Here is a 15,545-nt window from a genome sequence, read left to right on the forward strand (position 1 = left end):
CATGTACTTGCTGACAGCAACCACTCTCACCGCGACCCTGCTCACCACGCCGACCGCGGTCGCGACGGACTGGATCACCGAGTGCCAGTTCGGCACGTATCGCGACCGGGCGAGCAACGCGCTCAGCTCCGGCAAGCTGGAAACCGGCCTGTGCAGCTACTCCACCAAAGCCGTTTCGCAGGTCAACATCCGCTACGCGAAGGCCCGCGGCGCCACGGTGACGCTGCGGTTCGCGTGGGAGTTCGTGAACAAGCGTGGCACTGTGCTCACCGGCACCCGCCACGACCTGGGGAAGTTCAGGCAGAGCGCGGGCGAGACCAGGTACTACGCCTGGAAGTATCCGTTCCCCGGTACGCCGAGGCCGGCCGCTCCCTTGACCTGTGGTCGCGGGGTGATGGTCGCCTACGACGACCAGGGTGGGACCGTGGCCGGACGGTTCGAGACCGGGGTGATCTGCTGGTGACGATCAGAGCCCGGAGTAGGCGTGGAAGCCGGACAGCAGCAGATTCACGCCGATGAAGTTGAAGAGGAAGACCACCCAGCCGACGATCGCGACCATAGCTGCCCGGCGGCCGCGCCAGCCGGCGGTCGCCCGCGCGTGCAGGTAGGCGGCGTAGACGACCCAGGTGACCAGCGACCAGACCTCCTTGGGGTCCCAGCCCCAGGCGCGACCCCAGGCGTAGTACGCCCAGATCGGTCCGGCTACAAGCACGCCGAACGTCCATACCGGGAAGGCGAAAGCGTGCACCTTGTAAGCGATCGCGTCCATCGCCTCGGCCGACGGCACCCGCAGCAGCGCGGTCGACATCGGCTTGCCGGAATCGAGCGAACGCCGCTCGGCCCTGCTCTTGATCAGGTAGAGCACCGACGTCAGGCCGCCGATGGTGAAGCCACCGCCAGCGATCGCGGCCGCCGAGACGTGGATGACGAGCCAGTAGGAATGCAGGGCCGGCAGCAGGTCTCCGGCGGGCACATAGAAGGCCAGTACTGCGACGCCGAGCGTGCCGGCCAGTACGAACGTCACCCCCAGGCCGAGCCACTGCAGCCGCTGCCGCTTCAGCAGAACCAGGTAGACAGCCGCTACTGCCAACGAAGCGGTGATGGAGAACTCGTACATATTGCCCCACGGCACGCGCCCTGCGGCGAGTCCGCGGGTCAGCACGCCCCCGGCGTGGAACACGAACGCCAGCACGGTCAGCAGTACGCCGATCCGGCTGGCCTGCTCCACCCGCACCGAAGCAGCCGGCTCGGCGGTATCGGCCGGGATCGCGGTATCGGCTGTGATCGCAGGGCCGTCCGCGCCGACCAGCACCTTCTGCTCGGCCTTCTTCGCCACCCGCAGCCCACCGGCCCACTCGCCGGTGTGCGCCAGCAACGCCAGCACGTAGACCACCGTGGCCGTCGGGATCAGCAGATTGGAGACGGATGCGAGGGTCGCCGAATTCATGACTGCTCCTGCTTCTTCAGGATCTTTGCGATCGCGTCGAGCTCGTCGCCGAGGCCACGCTCCGGCCCCCGGTCGAGCCCGGCGACCTCGACAACGGTACGCCCGTCCTCGGTCCGGACCCGCACCCAGGTACGCCGCGGGTGGATGAACAGGGATCCCATCACGCCGAGGATCATCAGCAGGATCCCGGCCAGCGCGAGGTTCAGGCCAGGGGTGTGGCTGATCTGCAGCTTCACCCACTGGTCGTAGGAATCGAACGTGAGCGATCCCCTGCCATCGGGCAGCGTGATGCTCTGCCCCGGCGCGAGCTGGAACCGCAGCTTGTCGCCCTTGCCGTTGTCGAACTGGGTGAGTTTGGACTTGTCCAGCTGGTAGACCGACTCCGGCTTGCCCGATTCGACCCCCGGCCGCCCGTAGTACGCCGTCATCACCAGCGCGGGGTTGAGCGCGTCGGGGAACATCGAGACCGGCCCGCGCTGGTCGATCACCGCGGTCGGCAGGAAGAACCCCTCGAAGCCCAGTTGCTCGGGTCGCGCGTCGGGTGCCTTCACCACGCCGAAGGACGAGAAGTTGGCGTCCTGCGGCAGGAACGGCGCCGGTCCGGAGAACGCGACCTGTCCCTTGCCATCGCGTACGGTCACCTTGGGCGCGTAACCGTGGCCGAGCAGGTGAACCTTGGTGCCGTCCACCGACAGCGGGTGGTTCACCTGCAGGTCCTTGGTCTGCTCCGGCGAGTCCGGCGTCACCTGGTAGGTGATGCCCGCGTCGAAGGAGCGGGCCGCGCCACGCTGCGGGCCGTCGGTCTGGAAGGTCGCCTTGAAGCTGTTCACGGTCAGCGAGAACGGCGGCAGGTCGTCCGGGGTGAAGGCCCGGCCGGGGATGAAGTCGTCGTACTGCGCCACGGAGTTGGAGAATCCGTGGCCTACGACAACCAGAACGGTGCCGCGGTAGCCGAACAGCGATCCCCAGGCGATCCCGACCAGGGCAAGGATCAGCGAGAAATGGAAGACCAGGTTGCCGGCCTCACGCAGGTAGCCGCGTTCCGCGCCGATCGAGGCGTCGTAGGTCTCGACCCGGAAGCGGCGTTCGCGCAGCTCGACCCCGGCAGCGGCCAAGACGTCGGCCTCGCTCTGGTCGGTCTCGAAGCGCTGGTACCCGGGCAGCCGGTTCAGGTTGCGGGGCGCCTTCGGCGGCCGGGCGCGGAGCGCCTTCAGGTAGACCTGGAGGCGCGGGACCACGCAGCCCATCAGCGAGATGAACAGCAGCAGATAGATTGCCGAGAACCAGACCGACTTGTAGACGTCGAAGAGACCGAGCTTGTCGTACCAGGGGGCCAGGTCGGGATGCGCGGTGTAGAAGTCCGACACCTTGATCGGGTCGACCGGCAACTGTGGCACCAGCGACCCCGGCACCGCGCCGAGAGCGAGTAGGAAGAGCAGCACCAGGGCCGTCTTCATCGAGGTCAGCTGCCGCCAGGTCCAGCGCAGCCAGCCGATCGGGCCGAGCGCGGGTGGCTCGCTGGGCGGCTCCTCCGACGGCGCGACGACGCGATCCTTGATCTCGGTCATCTCAGACCGCCGATCCGAAGTTGGCGACCCATTGCCGCAAGTCGGCGGTCATCGAATTCCATACCCCTGTCAGCAGCAGTAGCCCCACGACGATCATCAGTACGCCGCCGATGCGGATCACCAGCAGCTGGTGCTTGCGCACCCAGGCGACGGCGCCGAGCATCCGCCGGAACGCCAGCGCGGCCACGATGAACGGAATGCCCAGCCCGAGGCTGAACACGAACGCCAGCGTAGCCCCCCGCGCGGTACTGCCCTCGGTCGTCGCCAGGCTCATCACCGTCCCGAGCGTCGGGCCGATACAAGGCGTCCAGCCGAACCCGAACAACACACCCAGCAACGGCGCGGCCGCGATCCCGACCGCCGGCACCCGGTGCACGCGCAGATCCCGTTGCAAAAACCCGAACCCACCAAGGAAAATCAGGCCCAGTACTACGGTGGCCGCGCCCAGCACCCTCGTGATCGCCGTCTGGTGATCGACCAAAGCGTTGCCGACGGCACCGAACAGCACGCCGGTCAGGATGAAAACGGCCGAGAAGCCGAGGACGAACAACCCTGTCCCCGCGAGCATCCGGCCGCGCCGCGCGGAGCCGAGCTCGGCGGCGGACAGTCCGGTGACGTACGAGAGGTAGCCGGGCAACAGCGGTACGACGCAGGGCGAGAAGAACGAGATCGCACCGGCCAGCACCGCGATCGGCAGTGCCACCAGCATCGAGCCCGTCATCGACTGGGCGAACCACTCAGCCACGGAGCTCACCCAGCTCGCTGATCCTTTGAGGCAAAGTCATCGCGGCGTCACTCAGCGTCCTTCACCATGCCGACGAGAGTGTCCTTCGTGACCGGCCCCAGGACCTTGGCGGCCACCCGGCCCTGCTTGTCGATCACCAGCGTCGCCGGGATCGAGGTCGCCGAGATCTTCTGGCCGCGGAACCGCAGCAGCTGCTTGCCGTTCGGGTCGTAGATGCTCGGGAAGGGAACACCGAACTCCTGGACGAACTTGAGCGGCGGCGCCTTGTCCAGGTCCCGGGTGTTCAGCCCGATGAACTGCACGCCCGCGCCGAGCTCCTTCGCCGCGGCGGTCAGGTCCGGCGCCTCCTTGCGGCACGGCGGGCACCAAGAACCCCACACGTTCAGTACGACGACCTTGCCGGCCTGATCGGCCGAATCCCACTGCTTGCCGTCCAGCGTGGTGCCCTTGAAGTCGGGCGCCTTCTCCCGCTTGTCCGGCGCGAACGTGGACACCCGGCCGGAACCGCTGACGAAGCCGGTCTGGCCGTCGCGGCTGTCACTCGACTTCTGGCCCGAGCCGCAGCCCGTCGCGGCGATCAGCACCGCGGCGGCGAGGAGCGGCGTACGGCGGAGGCGAAGCATCACGCACCGCCCGCGAACTTCTTCGGGTTCTTCACCGGCAGCAGGTCCTTCGCGGGCTCCGCGTAGCCGACCGAGACGATCTCGTCGCCGTGGAAGGTGAACGAGGTCAGGCTGGCCAGGCTGCACTGCCGCTTACGCGGGTCGTGCATCATCCGGCGGCCCTCGATCGCGGACCGGACGATCCAGATCGGCAGCTGGTGCGACACGATCAGCGCCTCGTGCCCGGCCGCCTTCTGCCGCGCGGTCTCGATCGCGTCGCGCATCCGGCGTACGAGCTGCTGGTACGGCTCGCCCCAGGACGGCTTCATCGGGTTCCGCAGCAGCCACCAGGCGCTCGGGTTCTTCAGCGCGCCGTCGCCGACGCCGAACTTCTTGCCCTCGAACTGGTTCGCCGCCTCGATCACCCGCTCGTCGATGTCCGGGGTCAGCCCGAACACCTTCGCGATCGGCTCCATCGTCTCCTGGGCCCGCTCCAGCGGCGAGCTGACCAGGTGCACGATGTCCCGGCCGGCGACGTGCTCGGCGACCCGGTCGGCCATCTTCCGGCCCAGCTCGGACAGGTGGTAGTCGGGGATCCGGCCATAGAGAACACCGGTCGGGTTGTGCACCTCGCCGTGACGCATCAGGTGCACGACCGTGGTTTCGGTCACCGGGCAGTTCCCTTCAGTTCTGTACTGCGGCGGCCGCGCGGGCCGCCGGGACGAGTGCGGACTCGAGATCGGCCAACGCGTCGTCGTCGATCGCCGCACTCACGAACCAGGCCTCGAAGGCGCTCGGCGGCAGGTAGACGCCGGCATCCAGCATGGCATGGAAGAACGCGGCGAACCTTGGCAGCACCTGGGCACCGGCCCCGGCGAAGTCCCGGATCACTCCGCTTCCTTCCGTTGAGTCCACGAAGAAGACACTGAAGAGGTTCCCGGCGGCCTGGATGACGTGCGGCACACCTTCCTTCTCCAGCGCCGTCGCGACCAGCCGCTGGATCGTCAGCGAGGTCTCGTCGAGCTTCGCGTAGACGTCGTCGGTCGCCAACCGCAACGTGGTCAGACCGGCCATCGTGGCGATCGGATTCCCGGACAGGGTGCCGGCCTGATAGACCGATCCCTCGGGTGCCAGCTGGCTCATGATGTCGGCCCGGCCGCCGAACGCGGCGGCAGGGAAGCCTCCGCCCATCACCTTGCCGAAGGTCATCAGGTCGGGCTGCACGCCGTCCACGCCGTACCAACCGGACTTGGTGATCCGGAACCCGGTCATCACCTCGTCTGAGATGAACAGTGCGCCGTTGTCCGTGCAGGTCTTGGCGAGGAAGGCGTTGAAGTTGTCGGCCGGCGGTACGACGCCCATGTTTCCCGGCGAGGCCTCGGTGATCACGGCTGCGATCAGGTCGCCGTACTGCGCGAAAGCGGCGCTCACGGCGGCCTGGTCGTTGTACGGCAGCACGATCGTGTCGGCCGTGGTCGCTTCGGTGACTCCCGGCGTACCGGGGATGCCGAGCGTGATCACGCCGGAGCCGGCCTGGGCCAGCAGCGCGTCGACGTGACCGTGGTAGCAGCCCGCGAACTTGACGATCTTGTCCCGGCCGGTCGCGCCCCGCGCGAGTCGCAGCGCCGACATGGTCGCCTCGGTGCCCGACGAGACCAGGCGCACCTTGTCCACCGGCGTACGGGCGACGATCTCTTCGCCGAGCTCGACCTCTGTCTGCGTCGGCGTCCCGTACGACGTTCCGCGGCTGACCGCCGCCTGGACAGCGGCGATCACCTCGGGGTGCGCGTGGCCCAGCAGCATCGGGCCCCAGGAGCAGACCAGATCCAGATAGGTATTGCCGTCCACATCGGTGATGTGACATCCGTCACCGGAGGTCATGAAGCGCGGTACGCCGCCAACGGCCCGGAAAGCCCGCACCGGCGAATTCACTCCCCCCGGGGTGACGGCGGAGGCTCGCTCGAACAAGCTGGCGGACTGAATCTGATTTGCGGGGAGGTCGGTGTCGGACACGCCGCCATTCTCCCCGACAGACCAGTGCGTCAGGTGGGCGGGGACCGCCGCGACCCGGCCACGATTCGCTGTCAGTACCGATTGGGGGCTTCACTTGTGCGTTGTTACGCGCCAGTATGGGTACCCGGTGACCGCCCGAGTACTGTCAGCGCCCGCTCGTAACCCCATGCACGGAACGAGCGTTAGACGAGGTAACGGGCGGTGGCCGGGACCGAAGAAAGAGACGTGTCCGCAGCGTGGGGCGGGGCAGGTCGATGAGTCACGGAGGGGATCATCGATGGCGAAGGGCAAGCGTCGCGCCATGAATAGCGGGTGGCGTCAGGTGGCGCCGCTCGTTCCGCTGGCGCTGTTCGCGTGCGCGTTCACCGTCAGCGCCACGGACGATCCGGCCGTCGCGACAGCGGCGCTGGACCAGGGCCTCAACAAGAGCAGTCCGGTGGTGGTGCCGCAGCAGGCCATCGCGGACCCGGCCAACATCCCGGTGCCCGGCAAGGTGGGCAACGGTGTCGATCCCGGTGAGCAGCCGACCCAGGTGATCGGCGGGCTGACCCGCAACGGCATCCCGACCGCGGCCCTGCGGGCGTATTCGCGGGCCCAGCAGGTGATGACGCAGGTCGACCCGGGTTGCAAGCTGCCCTGGACACTCGTGGCCGCTATCGGCCGGGTCGAGTCGAACCACGGCCGCTTCGGCGGGAACGCGCTGACGACCAGCGGCGTCGCCGTACCGGGCATCTACGGACCCCGGCTGGACGGTTCCAGCACCGCACGGATCAGCGACTCCGACGCCGGCAAGCTCGACGGCGACTCCGGCTTCGACCGGGCGGTCGGGCCGATGCAGTTCATCCCCGCCACCTGGCAGTCGGTGGGGGTCGACGGTGACGGCGACGGGATCAAGAACCCGCAGGACATCGACGACGCGGCCATGTCGACCGCTGTCTACCTGTGCTCGGGTGACACCGACCTGTCCGACGCCGGCGACCTGAACAAGGCCGTCCTGCGCTACAACCACTCCCAGGAGTACGTCGACCTGGTGGTCAGCATCGCCAAGGCCTACGCGGACGGCAGCTGGATCGCCGTCGGCAACGGCACCGAGAGCGACGGCCAGGGCGTGGACACGGCCGGCGACCAGATCGGCGACCCGACCATCGACGCACCGGCGGACAACAACCTGCCGCAGGCGATCGACCTGCCGGTCTACCCGGGCGGTGTCCGGCCGACCCAGACGACCACGCAGGGCGGTGACGGGAAGCCGACGACGACCCAGAAGCCGGGCACCAAGCCGACCACCACACCCGGCAAGCCCGGCACCACCAAGCCGCCGGCAGACAAGCCGCCGCCGCCGACCAGCAAGCCGACCCCGCCCCCGTCGACGACACCGACCAAGCCGGGTGCGAACACCCTGCAGACCGCGGCCGGACTGATCGTGGGGACGGTCGGCAGCACGTTGACCGAGCTCACCACGGCCACGACCTACTGCCAGGGGCGGCTGTCGAAGGTCACCATCACCCACCCGACCCAGGAGCAGTTGCAGAAGTGCGTGACCGCCTTCCAGACCGGCGGCGTCGCAGCTGTCGATCAGGCGATCCGCAACATCCTGTCCCTGCTGGGTCTGCTCGGCCTGCTAGGCGGAGGCATCCTCGGGAACTGACCACCACGGACCGGCGCGCCTGCCCCCACCCCTCCCTCGGCGCGCCATTGGCGACGCCACGGAGCACCTCCCCCCAGCTTCGTGGCGTCGCCCTCTTCTGGTCAAGCGCTTACTTGAATCTTTCTCACTTTGTCCACGCCCCGCAACTGCTTGCGTCCGAAGAGGTGCAGGTCAGGACCCTCGGTTCTTCGGACGCAACGGGATCAGGCGAAGCGCTTGGTGATCTGCTCCATCCGGGTGACCAGATCCAGGTCGTACGCGACACCCGGTACGTAGAAGATGATGTAGTCGGCGCCGGCTTCGAGCGCCGCCTCGACCTTGTTCGCGATCTCGTCCTCGGTGCCGATCAGGTTGTCGTTGGAGAACCGCTCCCAGTCCATCGGGCCGAGCGCCTTCGCGGTCGCCCGCTTCGGGTCGTCGCCCTTGTCGATCGGGAACGCGTTGATCCCGGTCGACTTGATGATCTCGTTGTAGTCGCGCCCGATCGTGTCGCAGTGGCCCTTGAGAATGGCCGCCTTCTCCTTGATCACCTCGGGGTTGCCGCCGCCGATGTTGGCCGCGTCGCCGTACTTCGCGACCAGCTTCAGCGTGACGTTCGGGCCGCCGCCGCCGATCCACAGGCTCGGGTGCGGCTTGCGGACGCCCTTCGGCTCGTTGATCGGCTTGTCGATCGAGTAGTACTTGCCGTTGAAGACCGGCTCGTCCTCGGTCCACATCTTGTAGATGATCTCGGTCGCCTCGCGGAACGCGCCCATCCGGTCCTTCAGCTCCGGCCACTCGTAGCCGTAGGCCTTCCACTCGTGCTCGTACCAGCCCGCGCCGATCCCGGCGTACAGGCGGCCGTGGCTCGCAACGTCAACGCTGGAAGCGATCTTGGCGTACAGCGCCGGGTTGCGGTATCCGTTGCAGCCGACCATCTGGCCGATGTTCACCCGCTTGGTGTCCCGCGCCAGCGCGGGCCGTGGCGGTCCAGCACTCGAAGGTGCTCTCCGTGCTCGGCTCCGGCACGGTGTGAAAGTGGTCGAACAACCAGATCGAGTCCCAAGACCCCTCGTCCGCCTTCTTGGCGACCTCCGTCATCGCCTCCCACTGCTCGACGGGATCGCTGAACCCCGCCAGATCCATCTTCCAGCCCTGCGGCACGAACATGCCGAATCGTGTAGTCATACCCCCAATCCAACCGGCCAGCGCTGAACCGGTCCAGCACTCCAGCCACTGAATCCCTTCTCAATTCCCCAACCATTTCTTCTTAATCCCCTCGTACTACACCCACGCCCGCTCCTCCGTCGCCTGCCCCCCAGCGCAGACGGCCACCTTTGTGCACGACCTGAGCACCCGTCGGCGGACGCCCACTCACCCCATGCACAAAGCCGCCTCCGTCCCGAAGCAGCGCCAGCCTTTGTGCACCACCCGAGCGCCCCAGCCACGGCAAACGCTCAACCGATGCACAAAGGCGACAGGCAGGGGGCCCGGGAGCAGCGGGGGAAGCCGGCGCAGAGGCGGCGCGCGGAGGGGTGCGGAGGGGTGCGGGGAGGCGTAGGCAGAAGTGGCGCGATGGACGGTGGTCGTTAGATTCGAGCCATGCGGATTGTGGCTGTGCTGGCTGTTGAAGGGCTGTCGGGCTGGAGTTGGCGGGGGCGTGTCAGGTGTTCGCCGCGGCGTACGACGCCGTCAGCGGAGAACCCCTGTACGACGTACGCGTGTGCGGTAGCGAAGCCGGTACGACGGTGCGGGCGCATCGGCTGGAGATTTTCCGGGCCGAGGTGCTGTACTTCGACGACGGCGACCTGCTCACCTTCGGCCGGAGTCACCGCGGGGTTGGATCTCTGCCTTCATCTGGTCCGCAAGGATCACGGTTCAGCGGTCGCGACCAACGTCGCGCGGCGGCTGGTGATGGCGCCTCATTGCGACGGGTGGCCAGGCGCAGTACCTGACCGCACCCGCGATGGGCGGCGAAGGTTCCCTGCAACCCGTGATGCGGTGGATGCACGAGCAGCTGACCGAGCCGCTGACTCTTGCCGCCATCGCCGAGCAGGCCGCGATGAGTACCCGAACCCTCAGCCGCCAGTTCCGCGCCCAGACCGGAAGCACCCCCCTCCAATGGCTGATCCGCCTCCGCGTCCACCGAGCTCAGGAACTGCTCGAGACCACCGATCTGAGCATCGACCAGATCGCGACCGCCAGCGGCTTCGGTACTGCGGTCCTCCTTCGCCAGCACTTCACGAAGACCACCCCGACCACCCCGACCGCCTACCGCCGGACGTTCACGACTGCCTGACTACTTCGAGAAGGCAGCGAACGCCGCGTACGTCGGGAGGTTGGTGAGACCGACCGTCCACAGCTTGCCGCCGGCCGCATCGGCGCCCGTCAGAGTGCCTTCCGCAGTCGTCGGACTCTTCGCCTTCACGAAGCTGGAACCGTTGAAATCAAGGACGATCGGCTTCGAGACGATCGTGTTGCCGACTTCCTGAAGGCTCTCACCGACGGCGACCGGGCGATTGTTCCGCAACGCCACGTCGTACAACTGCGCCCCACCGGCCGGAGTGGCAATCCTGTTCCAGGACACCCCGTCGAAGTGCAGCGCGAGTGGGCGTTCCCCGAGCGGACCACCACCGTGCTCAACCCCGACCGCCCAGACGTCCTTCGGCCCGGCAGCCACCAACGCGGTCGGAATCTGCGACCCGTCGCTCGGCACCTCCTTCACCAGCTTCCAGCTCTTGCCGTCAAAGTGCGCAAGACCGGCATTCAGGCCGAGCCACGCGTCGTTCTTGGCGATGACGGTCAAGGCGTTGCCGTTGATGGAATTCTCCAGTCCGGCATTCAGAGCCTGCCACGAGCCCCCGGCGTACCGGTAGACCACGGCCCGCTCGACCCCGTCGACGCTCGCCCAACCAGCCACCCAAGGTGCGCCACCAGGGCCGATCGTGACCTCGTCGAAGGAACCGGTCGGCACCGCCGGCCCCGGTACGACGCGCCACGCGGATCCGTTCCAGTGCAGGACGAGCGGCTTCGGCTGCGCGGGATCGGCCCGGTCCAGGCCGACGGCCCAGACATTCTTGCCTCCGGCAACCGCAACGCTGGTCAGGGTCGAGTTCGTCCGCATCGGCTGCGGCGTCGTCTTCCAGTGGCCTCCGATCCATTGGACCGCGAACGGGCGCTGATCCTGGAAATCGTCGATCAGATCGCTACCCACCGCCCAGGTCCCGGCCGCGTTGGCGTCGACATCGTCGAGGATCGCGGGCTGGTGTTTGACCGGGGTCGGCGTCCAGGTCAGCGGCGTACTGGCCGGGCGGGCCTGGGCCGCGGTCGATCCGGTCGCGATCGTCACCGCGACCACCCCGAGAACTGCGAACGTTCGGCACTTCCTCACAGCGAATCCTCCAGCTCGAAGGTCCCTGCAGGGCACACCCCCGCAGACGTCCCTTGTCTGTCTGACGCTGTTACCCCCGCCGCCCGTTACACCTAGGTCTGCCCGGACGGCGCCGTCCGGGCAGGCCGACCGGTACTACGCGTCGAGAGCGCTGAGCAGTTTCTCCAGGCCTGGCCGGGTCATCGGTCTGGTCAGGATGTCCACGGTCTCGCGATCGGCGAAGGTGGCGTGGTCGGCATCGGCCGGGCTGATCGCTTCGCAGATCGTGTTGTAGGTCCAGTTGAGATACCCGGTCACCGCCACCGCGAAGGACGCCAGCTCGAGTTCAGGCCAGTTGCCGGCGGCATCGACATAACCGTCGCGGAACGCCGCGACCGTCTTCTGGTTGATCGACGGACGCAGGGTCCACTGGGTGAGCCCGGTGCCGAGTTCGGACGCGGGCGTCAGCGACCCCGCGAAGTCCCACTCGGTGACGACCAGCTCGTCGTTGTGGCCGGTGCGAACATGCTCCGGGATGAGGTTGCAGTTGCAGAGAATGAGCGCCTCGCCGTCGATCTCGACATCGATCGTGCGCAGGTCCAGCAGGACCGGGAGCGTCTCGGCGAGCCGCTCCGCCCACGGCTTGCGAGCGACGCGCGCCCGCTCGAGAAGTCGTTCCCAATCCGCGTCGGACCCGCGCTGGGTCAGATACGGATTCACCGGCGCAGTACCCGGAATCGCCAACGAATGAAGGGTTCCGTACGTCGTACCGATCCGCCGGGCGATCGCTGCCGGCGGCGGAGCCACCGGCGACGGTCCGACCTGGATCCACTCGTGAACCCGCCAGCTCTGCCCCTGCACGGTTTCGATCAGCCGACCCTCGGTACTGCGGACAGGCGTCGGTGCCACGATGCCGGCGGCAACTGCCGCATCGCGAAGCCGGGAGCCGGCCTCGGCCTGCGCTTCGTCGATCCACGGAAACACAGTCACGGCCAGCCAACGACCACGATCGGTGGTCAGCGACCAGCAGCGGCCCATGGCGGTGAACGAAACCGGCGTTGCCTCCTTGGTGATGCGCCCAAGGCCGAAGGCATCGGCCAGCGCATCCGAAAGCCCCTCCGGTACTACGGGCAGCTCGGTGGCGCGTCGCTCGGCCTCCGACTTGAGCGCGTTCCAATCGCGCAGGCCGTACTCCGAGGCAAGCGCCTGCTGGGCATCGGCAAGTGACGCGCCGGGACTCGATTCGCGCAGGGCTGCCAGCAGGTCCTTGGCCTCTTTGCGCAGAAATCCCAAACTTGGTTTGTCAGGCAGAAATCTCACAGCTCGTCCTCTCGCGCCCGGACTCGCACGGGCCACAAGGGGAGCCTGTGAACTCCACTTCGATCATTGACCAAGCGGGGGTGGCTTCCAGCCTTCCGGCGAGTCTCGACGCGGCCCCTACCACGTAGGGCTCTGACGCTACCCGTGCTCCAACTGCCTGGTCAACAACGGCTTTCGCTCCGAACCAGACGGCCGTCGGCGGCGTCGTACCCGATCGAGTGTTGCCATCAAGGAGGAACGATCATCAAGCCGACGCAGCTTCGACCGGCCAAGTTCGACGAGTTGCACGACAACGCCGTACCGCTGATCGCAGCCGGGAAGCACGGCCGCGACACAGTCCCGGAAGAAGGCGGCCGCTGGCCGGTGAGCGTCGTACTACGGCCTGCCGTCGACGGTGATCTCAGTCGCCGATTGGACGCACTCACCCGAGTAGCCGCCGACCTGGCAGGCCCCCGACACTGGCACACCGGCCGACCCGGATCCGCCCACCTGACAGTCCGCGCCCTCGAGTTGTACCGACCAACCGTCGAGCCGACGGAGCCAGTCGTCCAGCGCTACCAAGCCGCCATGTCGCGCGCGGCCGCCGACTGTGGTCCGGCCCGGATCGAAGTGGTCGGCCTGACTCTCACCGCCGGCACCGTGATGGCGGCCGCAGTCTCCGCGGACGATCAGGCCGACCTGTTCCTGGATCGCCTGGCGGAAGAACTCGGCCCGGATGGCTGGCTCGAAGTCCCCTTCGGGCGCCGCGATATCTGGTACTTCAACCTGCTCCACTTCACCGGCGACATCCGCCGGCCCGGCACCCTGATCGATTGGGTCGCCGCTCATCGCGACCATCACATCGGCGACGAGACGATCCCCGCCGCGGAACTGGTCCGTTTCCACCACTCCCCCGGCCCTGAGCGCCCGTTCATGCGTCCGGAAGTACTCGCCCGGATATCCCTCGCCGGTCTGCCCGGCTGCCCGGGCTCGCGCCCGCGGTCGTTCGTCAGCACCTACTCCGAGACAGAACCGGAGTCCGGCCGGGTGTAGCCGACCTGCCGCCTCCCGCACTTGAGGTTGACACTGTGACAAGGTCTTCACTGGGTGCAGGAGGTGGTCCTCATCAACTCGCCACATGTAAATTCACCGGACGCGCGGCTGCTCGCCGCGTTGGACGCCGGGAACTCGTCGACGCGGCTCCAGGCCGTTCTGGCGGTCGGAACGGACTCCGACCCCGGCCTCGTCGACGCGCTGGTGGCGCGGTGCGCGATCGAGCCGGACTTCTTCGTACGCGACATGCTGACCTGGGCGTTGACCCGGCTGCCGGCGGAGATCACGGTGCCCAGACTGCGTGCGGAGCTCGGTTCCGAGCATGCTCAGGCGCGCAGTCAGGCGTTGCACACGCTGTCCAAGATCGGGGACGCGAGTGTGTGGCCCGCGATCACGCGGTCGTTGCTGCGCGACGCCGACGAGGAGGTCGCGCGAAGCGCCTGGCGTACGGCCGTCCTGCTCGTGCCCGACGGTGAACGGGACAGGCTGGCCGCGGAGCTGGTCACCCAACTCGGCCGCGGCGACCGGAATGTGCAGCTGAGCCTCAGCCGGGCGCTGGTCGAACTCGGCGACCTGATCGTGCCCGCCTTGCAGCCGGGGCTGGCGAGTGAAGACCAGGCGGTGCGTGCTCACGCCCGCGCCACCGAACTGCTCCTCCGCGACCCGGAGGCCGGTTTCGACCCAGCCATCGGCGAGGCGAAGCGGACTATCGCGCTTCATCCGGGGCAGGTCAGGGCAACCACCGGCGTCGCGGCCGGCGATGTCAGGGACGGGATCCCCTGGTGCTGATCGGCGAGGTCGCTCGCCGCTCGGGGGTGAGCGCCCGGATGCTCCGGCACTACGACACCCTCGGGCTGGTGCGTCCGACGGGCCGCACGGTCGGCGGCTATCGCGAGTACTCCGCCGAGGACATCCGCCGGATCTTCCACGTGGAGAGTCTGCGCACCCTTGGCCTGTCGCTGCGCGAAATCGGACGCGCTCTGGAGGACCCCGCCTTCACGCCGTCCGACCTGGTCGGCGACCTGATCCGACGTACTGAGGAGCGACTGCGGCGGGACCAGGAGCTGCTCGAACGACTCCGTACGGTCGATGCCTCGACGCAGTCGGGCTGGCAGGGCGTCTTGCGGATCGTCGAACTACTGCATGGGCTCAACTCGCCCAGTGCCGCCCGCCGGCAGCAGACCGTCTTGGCTCCGACTGAAGACGTGCCGGTTCCCACCGAGTTGCTGGCTGCGGCGGTGCTGGCCGAATCCGACCCGAACGTCGCCGGCGCCCTGCGGTGGGCCCTCGCCCGAGCGGAGGGCGACCCGGTGGCGAACGTTGCCTCCGGCGCCTATTCGGACAACGTCGAGATCCGGCGACGCGCAGTACGGGCGATCGCCGAGCTGCCGGAATCCCCGAGCGCGAACACTGTGCTCGCGGACGCACTCGGCGACTCCGACCCGGCAGTGCGCAGGAACGCTGCTCTGGCACTAGGTGCGCGTGGCGCCACCGCGGCCGTGCCAACCCTTGTCGCCATGGTGGTCGAGGGCACCAACGACGTCGACGCGGCCGAGATTCTCGGAGCCTTGTCGCTGGACCCCGCGAACGCGGCCCAGATCCTGACCGCACTGGCCGACGAACTCGCCGCACCCACTGCGAACTCCGGGGTGCGAATCCGCCTGGCCCAGGCCCTGGCCGAGCTGCCAGCCACCATCGCCCGCGACCTCCTGCAGCAACTGACCTCTGACGACGACCCTCCCGTCGCCCTGATCGCCACCGCCTTCCTCCACACCCTCAACAACCGCTAAGCCCACCCCCTTAGTGCACGGTGTCAGCACC

17 protein-coding genes are annotated in these 15,545 nt (G+C 68.0%); 7 read left to right on the top strand and 10 right to left on the bottom strand.

What is annotated here, in order from left to right; all coding sequences use genetic code 11:
* Nucleotide 1: 1 nt before the first annotated feature.
* The gene (locus F1D05_RS16415) at nt 2-463 is read left to right on the top strand and encodes a hypothetical protein (RefSeq protein ID WP_185448477.1); all 462 of its coding nucleotides are present in this window, start codon (nt 2-4) and stop codon (nt 461-463) included.
* Between the two features lie 3 nt (nt 464-466).
* On the opposite strand, the gene ccsB is transcribed toward F1D05_RS16415, so the two are convergent.
* From ccsB to hemL, 6 genes are read right to left on the bottom strand one after another with little or no spacing between them, the layout of a single operon-like run.
* On the bottom strand, nt 467-1,447 hold the full coding sequence (gene ccsB, locus F1D05_RS16420) for a c-type cytochrome biogenesis protein CcsB (protein WP_185448478.1): 981 nt from the start codon (nt 1,445-1,447) through the stop codon (nt 467-469).
* On the bottom strand, nt 1,444-3,015 hold the full coding sequence (gene resB / locus F1D05_RS16425) for a cytochrome c biogenesis protein ResB (protein WP_185448479.1): 1,572 nt from the start codon (nt 3,013-3,015) through the stop codon (nt 1,444-1,446). The genes ccsB and resB overlap by 4 nt, the downstream gene beginning before the upstream one ends.
* A gap of 1 nt (nt 3,016) precedes the next feature.
* Nucleotides 3,017-3,760, bottom strand: coding sequence for a cytochrome c biogenesis CcdA family protein (locus tag F1D05_RS16430; RefSeq protein ID WP_185449197.1), 744 nt, complete (start codon nt 3,758-3,760; stop codon nt 3,017-3,019).
* Between the two features lie 47 nt (nt 3,761-3,807).
* Entirely contained in the window at nt 3,808-4,383 is a 576-nt protein-coding gene (locus tag F1D05_RS16435) for a TlpA family protein disulfide reductase (protein ID WP_185449198.1), read from the bottom strand.
* Entirely contained in the window at nt 4,383-5,006 is a 624-nt protein-coding gene (locus F1D05_RS16440; RefSeq protein ID WP_246486870.1) for a histidine phosphatase family protein, read from the bottom strand. Before F1D05_RS16440 ends, F1D05_RS16435 begins: the two co-directional genes overlap by 1 nt.
* Nucleotides 5,007-5,046: 40 nt before the next feature.
* Nucleotides 5,047-6,375, bottom strand: a complete 1,329-nt coding sequence (gene hemL / locus F1D05_RS16445) for a glutamate-1-semialdehyde 2,1-aminomutase (RefSeq protein ID WP_246486748.1) — start codon at nt 6,373-6,375, stop codon at nt 5,047-5,049.
* A 301-nt stretch (nt 6,376-6,676) separates the two neighbouring features.
* Here hemL and F1D05_RS16450 point away from each other — a divergent pair, with 301 nt between their 5' ends.
* Nucleotides 6,677-8,023 carry a lytic transglycosylase domain-containing protein gene (locus F1D05_RS16450; protein WP_246486749.1) on the top strand — a complete coding sequence of 449 codons (1,347 nt, stop codon included), beginning with the start codon at nt 6,677-6,679 and terminating at the stop codon, nt 8,021-8,023.
* 203 nt (nt 8,024-8,226) lie between these two features.
* Here the strand turns inward: F1D05_RS16450 and F1D05_RS16455 are convergent, their stop codons facing one another.
* Together F1D05_RS16455 and F1D05_RS40325 are read right to left on the bottom strand one after the other, a co-directional pair.
* Nucleotides 8,227-8,955, bottom strand: coding sequence for an LLM class flavin-dependent oxidoreductase (locus F1D05_RS16455; protein WP_246486750.1), 729 nt, complete (start codon nt 8,953-8,955; stop codon nt 8,227-8,229).
* Nucleotides 8,879-9,190, bottom strand: a complete 312-nt coding sequence (locus tag F1D05_RS40325; protein WP_246486751.1) for a hypothetical protein — start codon at nt 9,188-9,190, stop codon at nt 8,879-8,881. The genes F1D05_RS16455 and F1D05_RS40325 overlap by 77 nt, the downstream gene beginning before the upstream one ends.
* 479 nt (nt 9,191-9,669) lie before the next feature.
* On the opposite strand from F1D05_RS40325, the gene F1D05_RS40330 reads away from it, so the two are divergent.
* Nucleotides 9,670-9,957 carry a hypothetical protein gene (locus tag F1D05_RS40330; protein WP_246486752.1) on the top strand — a complete coding sequence of 96 codons (288 nt, stop codon included), beginning with the start codon at nt 9,670-9,672 and terminating at the stop codon, nt 9,955-9,957.
* A gap of 50 nt (nt 9,958-10,007) precedes the next feature.
* The gene (locus tag F1D05_RS40335) at nt 10,008-10,301 is read left to right on the top strand and encodes a helix-turn-helix domain-containing protein (protein WP_246486753.1); all 294 of its coding nucleotides are present in this window, start codon (nt 10,008-10,010) and stop codon (nt 10,299-10,301) included.
* Here F1D05_RS40335 and F1D05_RS16465 read toward each other — a convergent pair whose 3' ends face one another.
* Both F1D05_RS16465 and F1D05_RS16470 read right to left on the bottom strand, forming a co-directional pair.
* The gene (locus tag F1D05_RS16465; RefSeq protein WP_185448482.1) at nt 10,302-11,393 is read right to left on the bottom strand and encodes a hypothetical protein; all 1,092 of its coding nucleotides are present in this window, start codon (nt 11,391-11,393) and stop codon (nt 10,302-10,304) included. It lies immediately after the preceding gene.
* Nucleotides 11,394-11,528: 135 nt separating this feature from the next.
* Nucleotides 11,529-12,692, bottom strand: a complete 1,164-nt coding sequence (locus tag F1D05_RS16470) for a hypothetical protein (RefSeq protein ID WP_185448483.1) — start codon at nt 12,690-12,692, stop codon at nt 11,529-11,531.
* 144 nt (nt 12,693-12,836) lie between these two features.
* On the opposite strand from F1D05_RS16470, the gene F1D05_RS16475 reads away from it, so the two are divergent.
* The 3 genes from F1D05_RS16475 to F1D05_RS16485 are packed head-to-tail and all read left to right on the top strand — an operon-like array spanning nt 12,837 to nt 15,514.
* Nucleotides 12,837-13,724 (top strand): hypothetical protein, encoded by an 888-nt coding sequence (locus F1D05_RS16475; protein ID WP_185448484.1) that lies wholly within the window; start codon nt 12,837-12,839, stop codon nt 13,722-13,724.
* A gap of 54 nt (nt 13,725-13,778) precedes the next feature.
* Complete coding sequence (locus F1D05_RS16480) at nt 13,779-14,513, top strand: HEAT repeat domain-containing protein (RefSeq protein ID WP_185448485.1); 735 nt, start codon at nt 13,779-13,781, stop codon at nt 14,511-14,513.
* The gene (locus tag F1D05_RS16485; protein ID WP_185448486.1) at nt 14,507-15,514 is read left to right on the top strand and encodes a HEAT repeat domain-containing protein; all 1,008 of its coding nucleotides are present in this window, start codon (nt 14,507-14,509) and stop codon (nt 15,512-15,514) included. The genes F1D05_RS16480 and F1D05_RS16485 overlap by 7 nt, the downstream gene beginning before the upstream one ends.
* Nucleotides 15,515-15,545: the final 31 nt, after the last annotated feature.

Origin of the sequence: Kribbella qitaiheensis, from assembly GCF_014217565.1 — a bacterium.
In the GTDB taxonomy this organism is placed as follows: domain Bacteria; phylum Actinomycetota; class Actinomycetes; order Propionibacteriales; family Kribbellaceae; genus Kribbella; species Kribbella qitaiheensis_A.

Coding starts and splice junctions, on each gene's coding strand:
- F1D05_RS16440 (WP_246486870.1), bottom strand. CDS start 5,006: ATGCGTCACGGCGAGGTGCACAACCCGACCGGTGTTCTCTATGGCCGG.
- F1D05_RS16435 (WP_185449198.1), bottom strand. CDS start 4,383: ATGCTTCGCCTCCGCCGTACGCCGCTCCTCGCCGCCGCGGTGCTGATC.
- F1D05_RS16450 (WP_246486749.1), top strand. CDS start 6,677: ATGAATAGCGGGTGGCGTCAGGTGGCGCCGCTCGTTCCGCTGGCGCTG.
- F1D05_RS16415 (WP_185448477.1), top strand. CDS start 2: ATGTACTTGCTGACAGCAACCACTCTCACCGCGACCCTGCTCACCACG.
- F1D05_RS40335 (WP_246486753.1), top strand. CDS start 10,008: ATGCACGAGCAGCTGACCGAGCCGCTGACTCTTGCCGCCATCGCCGAG.
- ccsB (WP_185448478.1), bottom strand. CDS start 1,447: ATGAATTCGGCGACCCTCGCATCCGTCTCCAATCTGCTGATCCCGACG.
- resB (WP_185448479.1), bottom strand. CDS start 3,015: ATGACCGAGATCAAGGATCGCGTCGTCGCGCCGTCGGAGGAGCCGCCC.
- F1D05_RS40325 (WP_246486751.1), bottom strand. CDS start 9,190: ATGACTACACGATTCGGCATGTTCGTGCCGCAGGGCTGGAAGATGGAT.